General features: G+C 68.3%; 17 protein-coding genes and 1 tRNA gene. 11 read left to right on the plus strand and 7 right to left on the minus strand.

Annotated features, from left to right (window positions below; all coding sequences use genetic code 11):
- Window positions 1–178: 178 nt before the first annotated feature.
- Window positions 179–1237 (plus strand): choice-of-anchor A family protein, encoded by a 1059-nt coding sequence (locus DFP88_RS17325; protein WP_110814034.1) that lies wholly within the window; start codon window positions 179–181, stop codon window positions 1235–1237.
- Between the two features lie 64 nt (window positions 1238–1301).
- Here the strand turns inward: DFP88_RS17325 and DFP88_RS08760 are convergent, their stop codons facing one another.
- A complete protein-coding gene (locus DFP88_RS08760) occupies window positions 1302–1697 on the minus strand; it encodes a hypothetical protein (protein WP_110814035.1) in 396 nt (131 codons plus the stop codon).
- Window positions 1698–1781: 84 nt separating this feature from the next.
- On the opposite strand from DFP88_RS08760, the gene hemF reads away from it, so the two are divergent.
- Window positions 1782–2675 (plus strand): oxygen-dependent coproporphyrinogen oxidase, encoded by an 894-nt coding sequence (gene hemF / locus DFP88_RS08765; protein ID WP_110814036.1) that lies wholly within the window; start codon window positions 1782–1784, stop codon window positions 2673–2675.
- 4 nt (window positions 2676–2679) lie between these two features.
- Here hemF and DFP88_RS08770 read toward each other — a convergent pair whose 3' ends face one another.
- The 3 genes from DFP88_RS08770 to DFP88_RS08780 are packed head-to-tail and all read right to left on the minus strand — an operon-like array spanning window position 2680 to window position 6187.
- On the minus strand, window positions 2680–3000 hold the full coding sequence (locus tag DFP88_RS08770) for a hypothetical protein (RefSeq protein ID WP_110814037.1): 321 nt from the start codon (window positions 2998–3000) through the stop codon (window positions 2680–2682).
- Window positions 2997–5480, minus strand: a complete 2484-nt coding sequence (ctaD, locus tag DFP88_RS08775) for a cytochrome c oxidase subunit I (RefSeq protein ID WP_110814038.1) — start codon at window positions 5478–5480, stop codon at window positions 2997–2999. Before ctaD ends, DFP88_RS08770 begins: the two co-directional genes overlap by 4 nt.
- Window positions 5477–6187, minus strand: coding sequence for a cytochrome c oxidase subunit II (locus DFP88_RS08780; RefSeq protein WP_342767703.1), 711 nt, complete (start codon window positions 6185–6187; stop codon window positions 5477–5479). Before DFP88_RS08780 ends, ctaD begins: the two co-directional genes overlap by 4 nt.
- Between DFP88_RS08780 and DFP88_RS08785 the strand changes: the two genes are divergently transcribed.
- Window positions 6170–6679, plus strand: coding sequence for a DUF2231 domain-containing protein (locus DFP88_RS08785; protein ID WP_425450816.1), 510 nt, complete (start codon window positions 6170–6172; stop codon window positions 6677–6679). The two genes, DFP88_RS08780 and DFP88_RS08785, sit on opposite strands and share 18 nt — an antisense overlap.
- Here DFP88_RS08785 and DFP88_RS08790 read toward each other — a convergent pair.
- Both DFP88_RS08790 and DFP88_RS08795 read right to left on the minus strand, forming a co-directional pair.
- The gene (locus tag DFP88_RS08790; RefSeq protein ID WP_110814041.1) at window positions 6649–7161 is read right to left on the minus strand and encodes a CopD family protein; all 513 of its coding nucleotides are present in this window, start codon (window positions 7159–7161) and stop codon (window positions 6649–6651) included. The two genes, DFP88_RS08785 and DFP88_RS08790, sit on opposite strands and share 31 nt — an antisense overlap.
- A complete protein-coding gene (locus tag DFP88_RS08795; protein ID WP_110814042.1) occupies window positions 7158–7856 on the minus strand; it encodes a cytochrome c oxidase assembly protein in 699 nt (232 codons plus the stop codon). Before DFP88_RS08795 ends, DFP88_RS08790 begins: the two co-directional genes overlap by 4 nt.
- 265 nt (window positions 7857–8121) lie before the next feature.
- Between DFP88_RS08795 and tuf the strand changes: the two genes are divergently transcribed.
- On the plus strand, window positions 8122–9297 hold the full coding sequence (gene tuf / locus DFP88_RS08800) for an elongation factor Tu (protein ID WP_110814043.1): 1176 nt from the start codon (window positions 8122–8124) through the stop codon (window positions 9295–9297).
- Between the two features lie 126 nt (window positions 9298–9423).
- Window positions 9424–10428, plus strand: coding sequence for a zinc transporter ZntB (locus DFP88_RS08805; protein WP_110814044.1), 1005 nt, complete (start codon window positions 9424–9426; stop codon window positions 10426–10428).
- 34 nt (window positions 10429–10462) lie between these two features.
- Here DFP88_RS08805 and DFP88_RS08810 read toward each other — a convergent pair whose 3' ends face one another.
- Complete coding sequence (locus tag DFP88_RS08810) at window positions 10463–10957, minus strand: ferritin-like domain-containing protein (RefSeq protein ID WP_110814045.1); 495 nt, start codon at window positions 10955–10957, stop codon at window positions 10463–10465.
- Window positions 10958–11120: 163 nt separating this feature from the next.
- On the opposite strand from DFP88_RS08810, the gene DFP88_RS08815 reads away from it, so the two are divergent.
- The 6 genes from DFP88_RS08815 (at window position 11121) to rplK (ending at window position 14179) form a co-directional block, all read left to right on the plus strand.
- Window positions 11121–11196, plus strand: a tRNA-Trp gene (locus DFP88_RS08815).
- Window positions 11197–11247: 51 nt separating this feature from the next.
- Window positions 11248–11676 (plus strand): RrF2 family transcriptional regulator, encoded by a 429-nt coding sequence (locus DFP88_RS08820; protein WP_110814046.1) that lies wholly within the window; start codon window positions 11248–11250, stop codon window positions 11674–11676.
- Between the two features lie 134 nt (window positions 11677–11810).
- The gene (locus DFP88_RS08825; protein WP_110814047.1) at window positions 11811–12581 is read left to right on the plus strand and encodes a sulfite exporter TauE/SafE family protein; all 771 of its coding nucleotides are present in this window, start codon (window positions 11811–11813) and stop codon (window positions 12579–12581) included.
- Between the two features lie 66 nt (window positions 12582–12647).
- The gene (gene secE / locus DFP88_RS08830) at window positions 12648–12842 is read left to right on the plus strand and encodes a preprotein translocase subunit SecE (RefSeq protein ID WP_110814048.1); all 195 of its coding nucleotides are present in this window, start codon (window positions 12648–12650) and stop codon (window positions 12840–12842) included.
- 196 nt (window positions 12843–13038) lie between these two features.
- Window positions 13039–13572 carry a transcription termination/antitermination protein NusG gene (gene nusG, locus DFP88_RS08835; protein WP_110814049.1) on the plus strand — a complete coding sequence of 178 codons (534 nt, stop codon included), beginning with the start codon at window positions 13039–13041 and terminating at the stop codon, window positions 13570–13572.
- Window positions 13573–13726: 154 nt separating this feature from the next.
- Window positions 13727–14179 carry a 50S ribosomal protein L11 gene (gene rplK / locus DFP88_RS08840; protein WP_110814050.1) on the plus strand — a complete coding sequence of 151 codons (453 nt, stop codon included), beginning with the start codon at window positions 13727–13729 and terminating at the stop codon, window positions 14177–14179.
- Window position 14180 lies beyond the last annotated feature (1 nt).

The raw sequence follows: 14180 nt of genomic DNA on the forward strand, positions 1-14180 counted from the left end.
ACCCGGTCATTCGGGCGGCAGAATCGAGGCGCCGTTTCCACTGGGGAGACGCCTGAGCGATCCGGCAGGGGATTGGTCGGAAAATTACGACTTTACCCAGGGTAAGCTTGTGCCGATAATATGGCGGACATAAGGCAAGGGTGCCGCATGTGGCGGCCCTAGTTGGAAGTCCTTAGCCATGAAGCATTACCTCTTTGCCATTGCCGCCGCAGGCGTCGGTCTTGCCGGACAGGCGGCCTGTGCCGCCACCCTCAGCGGGGCAGAGCTGCTTAACCAGTTCAGCATCATCACCACGGGCGATCTGGATGCCAACCATGATAACTACGGTCGCGCCTATGTCGGCGGCAACCTGACCACCACCAGCGGCAAGGCGGATTTCGCAAATCCTCCCGCCCTCCCTGACGGCAGGCCCGGCAAACTGCCGGCGTCGGACTACGCCGCGCTGACTGTCGTCGGTGACGTGACCGGAGGTCCCGCCCGCATCGGCACCGGCGGCACGACCATGGTGATTGGCGGCAATGTCGCTAACAGGGAGCTGCAGTTCGCCGATGCCAATACGGCGGAGGTGCTGATCGGCGGCGCCCTCTCGCCCGCGACGCTCATCAACAACCGCGCCCGCCCCGGTCAGCCCGGCGTCCGCGTGAGCCAGGGCCTTGCCGGCACCGCCGGCTTCGCCGACCTCTTCCCGCAGGACGTCGCGGCCACGCTGACCTGCCTGTCGGGTGATCTGTCGGATCTCGACGGCACGATCACCCCCACCATCACCGGCGGCGGCAATACCTTCAACCTGACCGCGACCGGCGGCGGGCTGAGCGTGGCGAATTTCGACATCGCGGATCTCGGTGGGCACATCGGGCAGATGCAGCTGGCGCTCGGCGCGACCGACACGCTGGTGATGAACGTCGGCGGCACCAACGTGACCATCAACGACAACATCAATGGCCTGCTGCCCCCAAACGGCAAGCGCATCATCTGGAACTTCTACGAGGCCGTGACCGTCGATCTGCAGCGCCAGATGATCGGCTCCATCCTCGCGCCCAAGGCGGTGCTGAAGAACAACACGGCGATCGAAGGCTCGATCTTCGCGGCCTCGGCCCAGCTGGGCGGGCAGGTGCATCTGCAGCCCTTCGAGGGCGATTTGCCCGAAGCCTCGCCGGTGCCGCTGCCGGCCTCTCTGCCGCTGCTTCTGGCCGGTCTGGGTCTTGCGGGATTTGTCGCGCGGCGCCGCGCCGCCTGATCCCGAGAGTTAGTCTTAACGAGTGTCGGGGCGGCCACCGCAAGGGGCCGCCCTTTTTCCTGCCTCACGCCTGCGGGTAGCGGGCACGGCATTGCGCGATCGCCGCGGCCTCGGCGGCACGCTGCTGCTCCTGGCGCAGCAGGAGCTGCTCGAGAACGGCGCGCTCCTCCTCGAGGTTGATCGCCTCGGCCTCGCGCCGGGTGGTGACGACGGGGCGGTTGCAGAAGCCGCTGACGATCTCTCCCTCGCTGTTGCGGGCGCGGCAGAGACGGCGCTGGTTGCGCACCTCCTGCCGCTCGTCGATGGCATAGCCGCGGGCGAGGTTGCCGCGCGTCTCGTTGACCAGCGATTCGAGGACGCGGCCCTGCCGCGTGACCGAGGAGATGCAGCTGTCCTGCGGCGTGGCGCAGGCGGCCAGCAGCGGCAGCGCGGCAAGGGGGATGAGGGCGACGAGGCGCATCGGCGGACTCCGGGCAGCGGATGTGGCGGGAGAGTCCAAGCGATGCTAGATCGCGCAGATATTCAATAGCACGGGGTCGGTATCATGCACAGCGGCGCGATGGAGACCGAGAAGCAGACCGCGGCAGAGTGGTTCGGCCACCTGCGCGACGAGATCACCACAGCCTTCGAGGCGGTCGAGGACAGCCAGCACAGCGGCCCCGGCGCCGAGCGCCCCGCCGGCCGCTTCGAGCGCACGCCCACCCGCCGCACCGGCACGGACGGAGAGGACGCCGGCGGCGGCCTTGCCTGCATCATGCGCGGCGGCCGGGTCTTCGAGAAGGTCGGCGTCAACGTCTCGACCGTGCACGGCAAACTGGGCGAGCGGGCCATCGCCTCGATGGCGGCGCGCGGCGTGCCGGGGGTCGAGGAAGATCCGCGCTTCTGGGCCAGCGGCATCAGCCTCGTGGCGCATATGCAGAACCCGCATGTGCCGGCGGTGCACATGAACACGCGGATGTTCTGGACCCCCGCCGCCTGGTGGTTCGGCGGCGGCGCCGACCTGAACCCCTGCCTGCCCTACGAGGAGGATACCGCGCACTTCCATGCCGAGCTGAAGCGGCATCTCGATCCGCATGGCGAGGGGCATTACCCCCGGCTCAAGGACTGGGCGGACGAGTATTTCTTCATCCCGCATCGCGGGCGGGCGCGGGGGGTCGGCGGCGTCTTCATGGACGATCACTGCACCGGCGACTGGGCCGAGGATTTCGCCCTGACGCAGGACATCGGTCGCGCCTTTTTGCCCGCCTACCTGCCGCTGATCGAGCGGCGGCGCGGCATGGACTGGGGCGAGGCCGAGAAGGAGGCGCAGCTGATCCACCGGGGGCTCTATGCCGAATACAACCTCGTCTACGACCGGGGCACCAAGTTCGGGCTGGCCACCGGTCATGACCCCGATGCGGTACTGATGAGCCTGCCGCCGATGGCCAAGTGGCGCTGAGGCTTCAGCCGCAGTAGCTGGTCACCGCGACCGGCAGCAGCGTCCAGACCGCCGCCACCAGCCCGGCCCAGCCGGTGGCGCGGCTGACGAAGCGGGTGAACCCCTCGGTCGCGGAGACCCTTGGGTGATAGAGCGCCGCGAGCAGCGCGAGTTGCAGCAGAATCGCCAGCGCATAGGCCGCCAGCAAGAGCAGCCGGGGCAGGGGCAGCCCCAGCGCCGTGCCGGTGATCCCATGCCCGCAGATCAGCCCGTGCAGCCCGTACACCGCGCTGAAGGCGGCCAGCCAGACCAGCGGGGCGATCAGGATGCGGATCACGTCCCTCATGCCAGAAGCCCCGGCAGGTGCCCGGCCAGCAGCGCCAGCGCGCCGACGGCCGCGAGGTAGTCGATCCAGAGCGTGACGATCGGAAACTCCGACTGCCGCGCCGCCGAGGCATAGCCGCGCCGCACCCGCGCGGCGAGAAAGCCGATCATCAGCGCGCCGAGCGTCACGTGAAACATTGCGTAGCCGCCCAGCACGAAGAGCGTCGCGTTGTAGGCGTGCTCCACCGGCGGCGGCGTGTGCAGCATCATCGCGCCGACCGAGACCGCGAGCATGCCGGTGCCGCCGAAAGCCAGCGCGAGGCCCAGCCTTGGCCGGCCGCCGCGCCGCAGGGCGCGCGACGCCCCGTGCATCGCCGCAGGGGCGAGGGCGGCGCCCAGCAGCCCAAGCCCCAGCTCCCAAAGCGAGGCGGGCAGCCATTCGGTCGGCGGCCAGCCCGGCGCGACGGTCCAGAGAAAGGCGAAGCCGAAGAGGAGCGAGCCGAAGAAGGTGGCATTCGCCGTCAGCAGGAAGACCGACCCCCACCATCCCGGCGCGCGGGCGACCTGCGCCGCATGCGGCACGGTGATGTCCTGCCCGATAGCCTGCGGGCCGATGTCCTCCTTGCGCCCAAGGCTCCAGACCCAGCGCCAGGCCAGCACTGCGACGCCTGCCATGGCGAAGGGCGTGATCCAGTAGGCCTTGAGCAGGAGCGACAGGAAGAACAGCCCCGTCACCGCCGACATGACGATCGGCAGCCGCGTGTTGGCGGGGTAGATGACGTGGAAATCGGGCCTGCCGCTGGCGATGTCGACGGTCACCGTCTCGCGCCAGTCCCGGCGGGGCTCGCCGAGGTAGCCCTCGCCCCTGGCCAGACGCAGGGCCATGTCCGGCGTGCCGTAAAGCGGATCGCGCTCGGTCACATGGGGCAGGCTGGCGAAGTTGTAGGCCGGGGCGGGCTGGATCATCGCCCATTCCAGCGTGCCTGCACCCCAGGGATTGCGCGTGCCGCGCACCGCCGTGACCACATTCAGGATGACGTCGATCAGCACCATCGCGATGCCGATCGCCATCACGAAGCTGCCCACAGAGGAGATCAGGTTGACCGCGGTCCAGCCGTCCTCCGGCGCGTAGGTCGGGATGCGGCGGCGCTGGCCCAGAAGGCCGACCCAGTGCATCGCGAGGAAGGTCACGTGGAAGCCGACGAAGATCATGCCGAAGGCGAACTCTCCCAGCCGGAAGAAGCGTTTGCGCCCCGTGACATGCGGCATCCAGTAGTAAAGGCCCGCCAGCACCGGGAAGACGAAGCCGCCGAAAAGCACGTAGTGCAGATGCGCCGTGATGAAGGCGGTGTCATGCGCCTGCCAGTCGAAGGGCACGACGGCGACCATGACGCCGGTGAGCCCGCCGATCACGAAGGTGACGAAGAAGCCCAGCAGGTGCAGCATCGGCATCCTCAGCTCGGGCCGGCCGCGCCACATGGTGCCGATCCAGGCGAAGATCTGCACCCCCGTCGGCACCGCCACCAGCGTCGAGGCGGCCGAGAAGAAGGCGAGGCCCATGTGCGGGATGCCGGTGGTGAACATGTGGTGCACCCAGAGCCCGAAGGACAGGAACGCCAGGGCCACCGCCGCCGCCACGATCCAGCCGTAGCCGAGCAGCGTCGTGCGGCACATCACCGGCAGAACGGTCGAGATCACGCCCGCCGCCGGCAGGAAGATGATGTAGACCTCCGGATGCCCGAAGAGCCAGAAGAGGTGCTGCCACAGCAGGCTGTCGCCGCCGAGGTCGGCCTGGAAGAAGGGGAAGCCGAAGGCGCGCTCCACCTCCAGCAGGACGGAGCCGAGGATCAGAGGCGGAAAGCCCGTCAGGATCATCAACGCCGTGACCAGCGCGTACCAGGCGAAGATCGGCATCTTGTCCAGCGACATGCCGGGCGCGCGGTACTTCAGGATCGAGACGGTGATTTCGACCGCCGCGGCGATGGCCGAAATTTCCACGAAGGTGATGCCGATCAGCCAGAAGTCGGTGTTGATGCCGGGCGAGTAGAGCGGGCCGGTCAGCGGCGGATACATGAACCAGCCGCCGTCCGGCGCGATCCCCAGCAGCATCGAGACCAGCATCATCGTGCCGCCGAAGATGTAGCACCAGAAGCCGTAGGCGGTGAGGCGCGGGAAGGCGAGGTCGCGCGTCCCGAGGATCTTCGGCAGCAGGTAGACCACCAGCCCCTCGAAGGTGGGGATGGCGAAGAGGAACATCATGATGACGCCGTGCATGGTGAAGATCTGGTTGTAGATCTCCGGCCCCGCGAAGGCGGAATGCGGCGTGGCCAGCTGCGCGCGGATCAGCATCGCGAGGATGCCCGCGACGATGAAGAAGAAGAACGAGGCCATCAGGAACATCCGGCCAAGGTCGGTATGGTTCACGGTGGTGAACCAGCCCCGCAGCCCGGGGTCCGAGGCCCAGATCGTCGTCAGCCTGCGGTGACGCTGCAGTGCGTTCATTGCGGATCGTCTCCAAGGAAGGCCTGCCAGCCGGCCTCGTCATGGGCGGTGACGGTAAAGGTGAGGCCGGCGTAGCCGATGCCGCTGAACTCGGCGCTGACGCCGGCATAGTCGCCGGGGGCGTCGGCCTCGATCCGCAGGGTGTTCACGTAGCCGGGGATCGCGTCGAGCTTTCCGGCGAGGCGCGGCACCCAGAAGCTGTGGATGACATCGCCCGTGGTGATGTCGACGTCGACGGGGCGCCCGGCGGGGATATGCAGCACGCCCGAGGTGCTGCGGCCCGGCTGATCGGCGTAGCGGAAGGTCCAGCCGGACTGGCGCCCCTCGGCCTCAACCCTGATGGCGCCGTCCTCGGCGCGCGGAAGGAGGCGTTCGCCGACGGTCAGGCCATAGGCCAGCAGCGCCGCCAGAACTGCCATCGGGAAGGCCAGGCCCAGGCCGATGATCCAGACCTTGATGCCGCGCGCCTCGGGGGCATCCTTGCCGCGGCGCAGGAAGGGCAGGGCGAGCAGCACCATGACCAGCGCGAAGATCGCCGCCGCGCCGGCGAGCATCACCCACCAGAGCGTGGCGATGGTCCGCGCGGCCGGGCCAGCGGGATCGACGGTAGAAAGCGCTCCCTCGCAGCCGGCGGTTGCGGTAAGAAGCAGCAGGGCAGCCAGGCCCGGACGGAGGGCAGGACCATGACGATGGAGCAGACCGACCACGGCGATCACGAGCTTGTCGATCCGATCAGCGAAGAGCCGGGCTTCGACGAGACCGAATCGCGCATCGCCGTGCTGGGCCACCCGATCCACGCGATGAGCGTCGCCTTCCCCGTCGCGCTGACCTTCTGCGCGCTGGGCGCCGATGCCCTGTACTGGTGGAGCGGCGATGCCTTCTGGGCGCGCGCCGCGCTCTGGGCGGCGGGCACCGGGTTCCTCTTCGGGATGCTCGCGGGCTTTTCCGGCACGGCCGAACTCCTCCTCGTGCCGGGCATCCGCGCGCGGGCCCCGGCCTGGACGCATTTCGTCATCGCGGTCACTCTGCTGGCCTTGCTGGGCTGCAACTGGGGCCTGCGCCTCTACGGCTACGAAGAGGCGGTGCTGCCCTACGGCATCCTGCTCTCGGCGCTCTGCGTGGGCGTTGTGGGGTTCACGGGATGGCACGGGGGCAAGCTCGTCTTCGATTACCGACTGGGGACGGCGAAGGGCAACTGACCGCCGCGCGGCTCCAGCAGCCAATCGGGGAAGGTGATCCAGCCGAGGTCGGGCTTGGCCAGCACGAAGGCGAGGATCGAGACCATGGCGATCAGCGCCGCGGTGATCGGCAGCGCCGGATGCGGCGGTTTGTGCTCCTCGGGGATCTCGGCGACCTTGACCAGGATATGGCCGATCCAGGCGTGCACCACGACCAGCAGCGCGACGAAGGCCAGCTTGGCGAAGAGCCAGGGCTCGAAGACCTGCCGAAGGAAGATCAGCCATGTGCCGGCGATGACGGCGATGACCGCGGCGGGGGTGACGACGTTGGTATAGGTCACGTGGCTCGCGCGGCGGATCAGCCGGTAGTCGTCCGCCATGATCGACGGGCCGTGCCGCGCCAGCATCAAGGGCAGCACCAGCAGCCCGCCGCACCAGATCAGCAGCCCCGCGATATGGACGGCCTTGAAGATCGGAACGGTCGCAACGATCCAGTCGATCACGCTGCACCCCCCGCCAGCCGTGTCCAGCCGCGCCGCGCCAGCAGGATGGCCGCGGCGGCATAGGGAAGACCCGCCGGCACCCACATGATCAGCCCGCCCAGTTGCTGGTCCTGCAGCGGCGCCAGGCCCCAGGCCAGCGGCGCGACCGCATGGGCGGCGTAAAGCGGCGCGGGCGCGAAGGTCAGCAGGGCGCCCAGCATTCCCATCTGGGCAAAGCTCGCGACGACGATCACCAGCCGGTCCACGGGCGCGGCCCCCTCGGCCAGCACGGCGCGCCAGAACCAGACCGCGCTGCCCAACAGCGTCAGCTGCATCGCCCAGTAGACGGCGACGTTCGACAGCGCGAGGTCGTAGGCCGCCGGGTGATGCCAGGCCCAGAGAATCAGCGTCGAGACGGCGAAGGGCAGGGCGAGGGCGGGGGCGCCCCGTGCCGGCCACGCCAGCGCCAGCAGCGGCGCCGCCCCGGCGACCAGCAGCACGTGATGCACGACGCGGGCCGAGAACAGCGCCGAGGACAGCGCGCAGAGCGGCGAGACGAAGGCGAGGATCAGCACCGCCACCGCCACCAGCCCCGCCGGCCGGTGCCGGACGAGCACTGTCAGACCTGCCAGGGCCAGCAGCAGCACGGGGTCGAGGTTCCAGCTGGACCAGAGCGCTGCCGGGTCGGGCGGCGGCCCGCAGTAGATCCCGTCCATAGGTGCAGATGCCCCCTTCCAGCTTGGGTGCCGGATCCGCAGCGCGGGCCGGTGGCGACGGCTTTTGCCGAAATGACAATCGCCTCGGCCGCACTTTAGACGAGGCCCCGCTGCTGTCCACCCTCGCCGGTCCTGCGGCAGGCGAGGGCAAGGCGGCCCGTCCTGCCGCAGCAGACCGCTTGATTTCCCGCGCGGCGGTCAATACATCCGCCCGCGACGTAGATCCGGGCCGAAGGCCCCCCAACCTGCGAGGCGCGACGCCGATATGGCCAAGGCAAAATTCGAACGCAACAAACCGCACGTGAACATCGGGACCATCGGTCACGTCGATCACGGCAAGACCACCCTGACTGCCGCCATCACGAAGTACTTCGGCGACTTCCAGGCCTACGACCAGATCGATGCGGCCCCCGAGGAAAAGGCGCGCGGGATCACCATCTCGACCGCCCACGTCGAGTACGAGACCGGCAGCCGGCACTATGCCCACGTCGACTGCCCCGGCCACGCCGACTACGTGAAGAACATGATCACCGGTGCCGCCCAGATGGACGGCGCGATCCTGGTCGTGAACGCCGCCGACGGCCCGATGCCGCAGACGCGCGAGCACATCCTGCTCGGCCGTCAGGTCGGCATCCCCTACATGGTCGTCTACCTCAACAAGGTCGACCAGGTGGATGACGAGGAGCTGCTGGAGCTCGTCGAGATGGAAGTCCGCGAGCTGCTGAGCTCCTACGACTACCCGGGCGACGACATCCCGATCGTCAAGGGTTCGGCCCTGGCCGCCCTCGAGGGCCGCGACGAGGAGATCGGCGAGAAGTCGATCAAGGCGCTGATGGATGCCGTGGACGAGTACATCCCGACCCCGGCGCGTCCCGTCGACCAGCCCTTCCTGATGCCGATCGAGGACGTCTTCTCGATCTCCGGCCGCGGCACCGTCGTGACCGGCCGCGTCGAGCGCGGTGTCATCAACGTCGGCGACGAGATCGAGATCGTCGGCATCCGCGACACCAAGAAGACGACCTGCACGGGCGTCGAGATGTTCCGCAAGCTGCTGGACCGCGGTGAAGCCGGCGACAACATCGGCGCGCTGCTGCGCGGTGTCGACCGTGAGGGCGTCGAGCGCGGCCAGGTGCTGTGCAAGCCCGGCTCGGTCAAGCCGCACACCAAGTTCGAGGCCGAGGCCTACATCCTGACCAAGGAAGAAGGCGGCCGTCACACGCCGTTCTTCGCGAACTACCGCCCGCAGTTCTACTTCCGCACGACGGACGTGACCGGCACGGTGGTCCTGCCCGAGGGCACCGAGATGGTGATGCCCGGCGACAACCTGAAGTTCAACGTCGAGCTGATCGCCCCGATCGCGATGGAAGACGGCCTGCGCTTCGCCATCCGTGAAGGCGGCCGCACCGTCGGCGCCGGCGTCGTCGCCAAGATCATCGAGTGATGAACCGGTAGGGCGCGGCCAAGGCCGCGCTCTCCTGTCCATCTTGAAGGGCCGCCCGTTGGGGTGGCCCTTTTTCGTGTCCGGGCGGCGCTTGGCTGTGCCGGGCAGGGGGGCTAGATCAGGCCGATGACCGATTTCATCCATTTCGCCGTCAGGCTGAACGGGGCGGAGGGGCAGGGCCCCCTGCCGGCCGACAAGATCGCGGGGGCGCTGCAGGCCAGCGACTGCGCCTGGGTGCACCTGCAGGCGGACGACCCGCGCAGCGCCGACTGGATCGACGAGACGCTGCCCTACCTGCCCGAGGCCGTGCGCGACGCGCTGAGCGCCGGCGAGACCCGCCCGCGCATGGCCGCCTTCGCCGATGGTGTTCTGCTGAACCTGCGCGGCGTGAATCTCAATCCCGGGGCCGATCCCGAGGACATGATCAGCCTGCGTCTCTGGGTCGACCCGGCCCGCATCGTCACGCTCTCGCGCAGGCCGCTGCGCAGCGTCGAGGCGATGCGCGCGGACTGCGACGCCGGCACCGGCCCCCAGACGGCGGGCCGTTTCCTGGCACTGCTGGTCGAGGGGCTGACGGACCGGATCGGCGCCGAGGTTCTGACGATGGACGACGAGGGCGACACGATGGAGGACCGCCTGCTGCGCGAGCAGGCGCGCGACCTCGGGCCGCGGATCACCGATGCCCGCGCCGCCGTCGTGGATTTTCGCCGCTTTCTCGTGCCGCAGCGGGATGCGGTGGCGCGGCTTACCACGCTGCCGGGGCCGCTGTTGTCGGAGGACGACCGGCTCGAACTGCAGGAAGCCGAGGACAACCTGCGCCGCCACGTGGAGCTGATCGAGAGCCTGCGGGAGCGTCTGGTGGTGCTCAAGGACGAGAACGAAAGCCTGTCGGATGCCCGGCTGAACCGGAACCTCTACATCCTCTCGGTGCTTTCGGCGGTCTTCCTGCCGCTGGGCTTTTTGACGGGGCTGATGGGCATCAATATCGGCGGCATGCCCGGCACCGACTGGCCCCATGCCTTCTGGGTCTTCACCCTCGGCCTCGGCGTGCTCTCGGGCCTTCTCGTCGGGCTGTTGCTGGCGACGGGCGTCATTCACGTCCACCGCAAAACAAAACGGCGCCCCCGCTAAGGGGCGCCGCTTCGGGCCGTACGAGAGGTCTGGATCAGACCGCGTCGGCGTTGACGTGGCCGCGGGCGATCGCGGTCATGTGGCGATCACCTTCGTAGGTCTGGTCGAGGCACTGCTGCAGCACATCCGCATCGCCGTCGAGGTCGAGACGGTTGGCAAAGGCGCGCAGGCAGCCGTAGGCCGCGATCGCGTAATGGCACATGCGCTGGTACTGCGTGATGATCATCGCATCGCGCGCGTCGTCATCGCCGAAGTCCGATTCGATACCATGGGCGTAGGCCTCTTTCACAAGACCCTCCATTCCCTTGCACTTCTCGCCGTTGGGATCGACGCCGTGGTCGCTGCAGAGGCTGGCGATCTTGTCCATGCCCTGCGAGATCCCGTTCGAGCCGGCGATCAGCGCCTCGGACAGATCCTTGTCCTTGGCGGCGCGGCCGAGGTCGGTGGTGGCCTGCAGAGACTGGCTCAGCGCGCTGTAGCAGTCCTGCATCTGATCGAGATAGACGTCTTTGAGGCTATTGAGGGCCATGATGCGCCTCCTTTTCGAATTGAATGTCAGTGCAGGAACGCGGCGGAGCGGGCGCTGTTCCGCCGTGCCTCGCCTGACGCGGCGCTCTGCCCCGGCGGCGCCCCATTTGGGCGCAGGAGTGCTTGATCCCGCCGGCGATTGGCCTTAAGCGGTGCCTCGGCCTAGGGGTATAGCTCAGTTGGTAGAGCATCGGTCTCCAAAACCGAGGGTCGTGGGTTCGAGTCCCCCTGCCCCTGCCAGGCCACTCACCTGAATACGGCCGCACGATGCGGGCGTCACGGACGCCGGTGATGCTGTCCCAGAAAGCCCGCTACGCGCTTCATGCCACGATCCACCTCGCCCGCAAGGGCGGGCCGGCGACCGTTGCCGAGATCGCCGAGGCCGAGGCGATCCCCCGCAAGTTCCTTGAACAGATCCTGGCGCAGCTGAAGGTACAGGGCCTGCTGACGGCGCGGCGCGGCCCCTCGGGCGGCTATGCCCTGGCGCGCGCGGCGGCGCGCATCTCCTTTGCCGACGTGCTGCGGGCGGTCGAGGGGCCTCTGGCGCTCGCGCCCTGCGCCAGCCAGACCGCGCCGGGGCGCTGCGCCGATTGCGAGTCGCTCGAGACCTGCGCCATCCGCCCGATCCTCGAGGCCGTCCGCAGCACCACCGCGCTGCTTCTGGAAGGCATGTCGCTGGGCGAGGCAGCGGGCCAGCCCCGAACCTCTTTCGCTCGTTAAACAGGCGATTGCCCGTGGCGCAGGCGTCCCGGTCGCGCCAGTAGCTGGTCCACGCGATTTCTCTAACCTGTATTTCCTACCGGGTTTATAGGTAATAGCGCGGCCGCCTCGCGCCGTGCTTCTCGGAGGCTGTCATGCCTGACGGTTTTCTGCTTTTCATCCTTGTCGGCTTTCTCGCGCAGATCGTCGACGGCGCCCTCGGCATGGCCTACGGCGTCGTGTCCTCCTCGGTCCTGCTGTCCTTTGGCGTGCCGCCGGCCGTCGCCTCTGCCAGCACCCATGCGGCTGAGGTCTTCACCACCGGCGCCTCTGCCGGCAGCCATATCTGGAACCGGAACGTCAACTGGCGGCTGCTGCTTCAGCTGATGCCCATCGGCGTGATTTGCGGCGTGGCCGGGACCTACGTTCTGACCAGCTTCGACGGCAGTGTGCTGCGGCCCTGGATCACCGCCTATCTCGGCATCATGGGTCTTTATATCCTGTGGCGGGCCTGGCGCCCCCTCCGGCGCAGGGTCGAACCCCGCGCGCCCCTCGTCGCGGTGCTGGGCGGGGCGGGCGGCTTCGTCGACGCCGTGGGCGGCGGCGGTTGGGGGCCGGTGGTGACGACCGGGCTGATCGGCGCGGGCGGCGCCCCGCGCGAGGTGATCGGCACGGTCAACACGGCCGAGTTCGTGCTCACGGTCGCCGTGTCGATCACCTTCCTGCTGGCGATCGTGACCGGACACTGGGACGGCACCGGCCTGGACCGTCACGCCTGGGCGGTGGCGGGGCTGATCCTTGGCGGGCTGGCCGCCGCGCCCCTTGCCGGCGTGGTGGTCCGGGTGATCCAGCCACGCGCCCTCATGGTCCTCGTCGGGGTGCTGATCTGCACGCTGGCCGTCTACCAGGCGACGCAACTGGTCTGAGGCCTTGAACAGCGGCCTCGCCCGCCGTATGTGCGGGCGACCCGCGACATCGCCACGAGGGGCTTCATGGCCAATCCCGTCCAGTTCATCCAGCAGACCCGAGCCGAGATCGCCAAGGTCGTCTGGCCGACCCGGCGCGAGGTGGTGCTGACCACGATCATGGTCTTTCTGCTGGCGACGATCGCCGCGATCTTCTTCTCGCTGGTGGATCTTGGCATCCGCACCGGGCTGACCGCGGTTCTCGAGACCTTCGGAAGCTGACCGGGCCTGCGCCTTGCGCTGCCCGGGGGCCTTGCGCCCGCGGCGCTGGCGCTATAGGAGGCAGCGATCTACCCAGGCAATGCAGGCGGCGGCCCGAATCGGTGCGCCGCTTCGCTTTTCCCGGAAGGCGCGGTTCCCGCGCGAATGGAATGACAGGCCCCCACCGGGTCTACTGCTGACGAAGGTTAACGACACCATGGCTGCACGCTGGTACTCGGTCTCGGTCCTCTCGAACTTCGAGAAGAAGATCGCCGAGCAGATCCGCGCCAAGGTTGGCGAGCAGGGGCTCGAGGATCAGATCGACGAGGTTCTGGTCCCGACCGAAGAGGTCATTGAGGTCCGTCGCGGCAAGAAGGTGACGACCGAGCGGCGCTTCATGCCCGGCTACGTGCTGGTGCACATGGAGATGTCGGACGAGGGCTATCACCTGATCACCTCGATCAACCGCGTCACCGGGTTCCTCGGCCCGCAGGGCCGCCCGATGCCGATGCGCGACGCCGAGGTGAAGTCGATCCTCGGCCGCGTCGAGGAAGGTCAGGAAACGCCGAAGGTCCTGATCCACTTCGACATCGGCGAGCGGGTCAAGGTCAACGACGGGCCGTTCGAGGATTTCGACGGCATGGTCGAGGAAGTCGACGAGGACAACCAGCGCCTCAAGGTGACGGTCTCGATCTTCGGCCGGGCGACCCCGGTCGAGCTGGAATTCACCCAGGTCTCCAAGCAGGCCTGAGGTGCGGCCCGGCCCGGTTCTCCGGGGCGGGTTCGTGGGAGGCAGGGTGGCCGCGGCCGCCACGCCGGACCACGCGACGAAGGGCCGGGGCGGCGCGCCGCTTCCGGTGTTGGCGTAAGGCGGGGCAGGTCCCCGCAAGACAGGAGACGGCGACATGGCAAAGAAGGTCATGGGCACGCTGAAACTGCAGATCAAGGCCGGCGCGGCGAACCCCTCGCCGCCGGTCGGTCCTGCACTGGGTCAGCGCGGCATCAACATCATGGAATTCTGCAAGGCGTTCAACGCCCGCACGCAGGAGATGGAGCAGGGCGCCCCTTGCCCCACCGTGATCACCTACTATCAGGACAAGTCCTTCACGATGGAAATCAAGACGCCGCCGGCGTCGTTCTATCTGAAGAAGGCCGCTGGCCTGAAGCCGCAGGGCAAGCGTAACCGCCCCCGCGGTTCGGAAGCCCCGGGCAAGTCGACCGCCGGCACGGTGACGCTGGCGCAGGTGCGCGAGATCGCCGAGTCGAAGATGAAGGATCTGAACGCGACCTCCGTCGAGGGCGCGATGCAGACCGTGATCGGATCGGCCCGCTCGATCGGTATCGAGGTGAAAGGGTAAA

It is taken from the genome of Pseudoroseicyclus aestuarii, from assembly GCF_003217255.1.
In the GTDB taxonomy this organism is placed as follows: Bacteria; Pseudomonadota; Alphaproteobacteria; order Rhodobacterales; family Rhodobacteraceae; genus Pseudoroseicyclus; species Pseudoroseicyclus aestuarii.

Coding starts and splice junctions, on each gene's coding strand:
- DFP88_RS17325 (WP_110814034.1), top strand. CDS start 179: ATGAAGCATTACCTCTTTGCCATTGCCGCCGCAGGCGTCGGTCTTGCC.
- DFP88_RS08760 (WP_110814035.1), bottom strand. CDS start 1,697: ATGCGCCTCGTCGCCCTCATCCCCCTTGCCGCGCTGCCGCTGCTGGCC.
- hemF (WP_110814036.1), top strand. CDS start 1,782: ATGCACAGCGGCGCGATGGAGACCGAGAAGCAGACCGCGGCAGAGTGG.
- DFP88_RS08770 (WP_110814037.1), bottom strand. CDS start 3,000: ATGAGGGACGTGATCCGCATCCTGATCGCCCCGCTGGTCTGGCTGGCC.
- ctaD (WP_110814038.1), bottom strand. CDS start 5,480: ATGAACGCACTGCAGCGTCACCGCAGGCTGACGACGATCTGGGCCTCG.
- DFP88_RS08785 (WP_425450816.1), top strand. CDS start 6,170: ATGGAGCAGACCGACCACGGCGATCACGAGCTTGTCGATCCGATCAGC.
- DFP88_RS08795 (WP_110814042.1), bottom strand. CDS start 7,856: ATGGACGGGATCTACTGCGGGCCGCCGCCCGACCCGGCAGCGCTCTGG.
- tuf (WP_110814043.1), top strand. CDS start 8,122: ATGGCCAAGGCAAAATTCGAACGCAACAAACCGCACGTGAACATCGGG.
- DFP88_RS08805 (WP_110814044.1), top strand. CDS start 9,424: ATGACCGATTTCATCCATTTCGCCGTCAGGCTGAACGGGGCGGAGGGG.
- DFP88_RS08810 (WP_110814045.1), bottom strand. CDS start 10,957: ATGGCCCTCAATAGCCTCAAAGACGTCTATCTCGATCAGATGCAGGAC.
- DFP88_RS08820 (WP_110814046.1), top strand. CDS start 11,248: ATGCTGTCCCAGAAAGCCCGCTACGCGCTTCATGCCACGATCCACCTC.
- DFP88_RS08825 (WP_110814047.1), top strand. CDS start 11,811: ATGCCTGACGGTTTTCTGCTTTTCATCCTTGTCGGCTTTCTCGCGCAG.
- secE (WP_110814048.1), top strand. CDS start 12,648: ATGGCCAATCCCGTCCAGTTCATCCAGCAGACCCGAGCCGAGATCGCC.
- nusG (WP_110814049.1), top strand. CDS start 13,039: ATGGCTGCACGCTGGTACTCGGTCTCGGTCCTCTCGAACTTCGAGAAG.
- rplK (WP_110814050.1), top strand. CDS start 13,727: ATGGCAAAGAAGGTCATGGGCACGCTGAAACTGCAGATCAAGGCCGGC.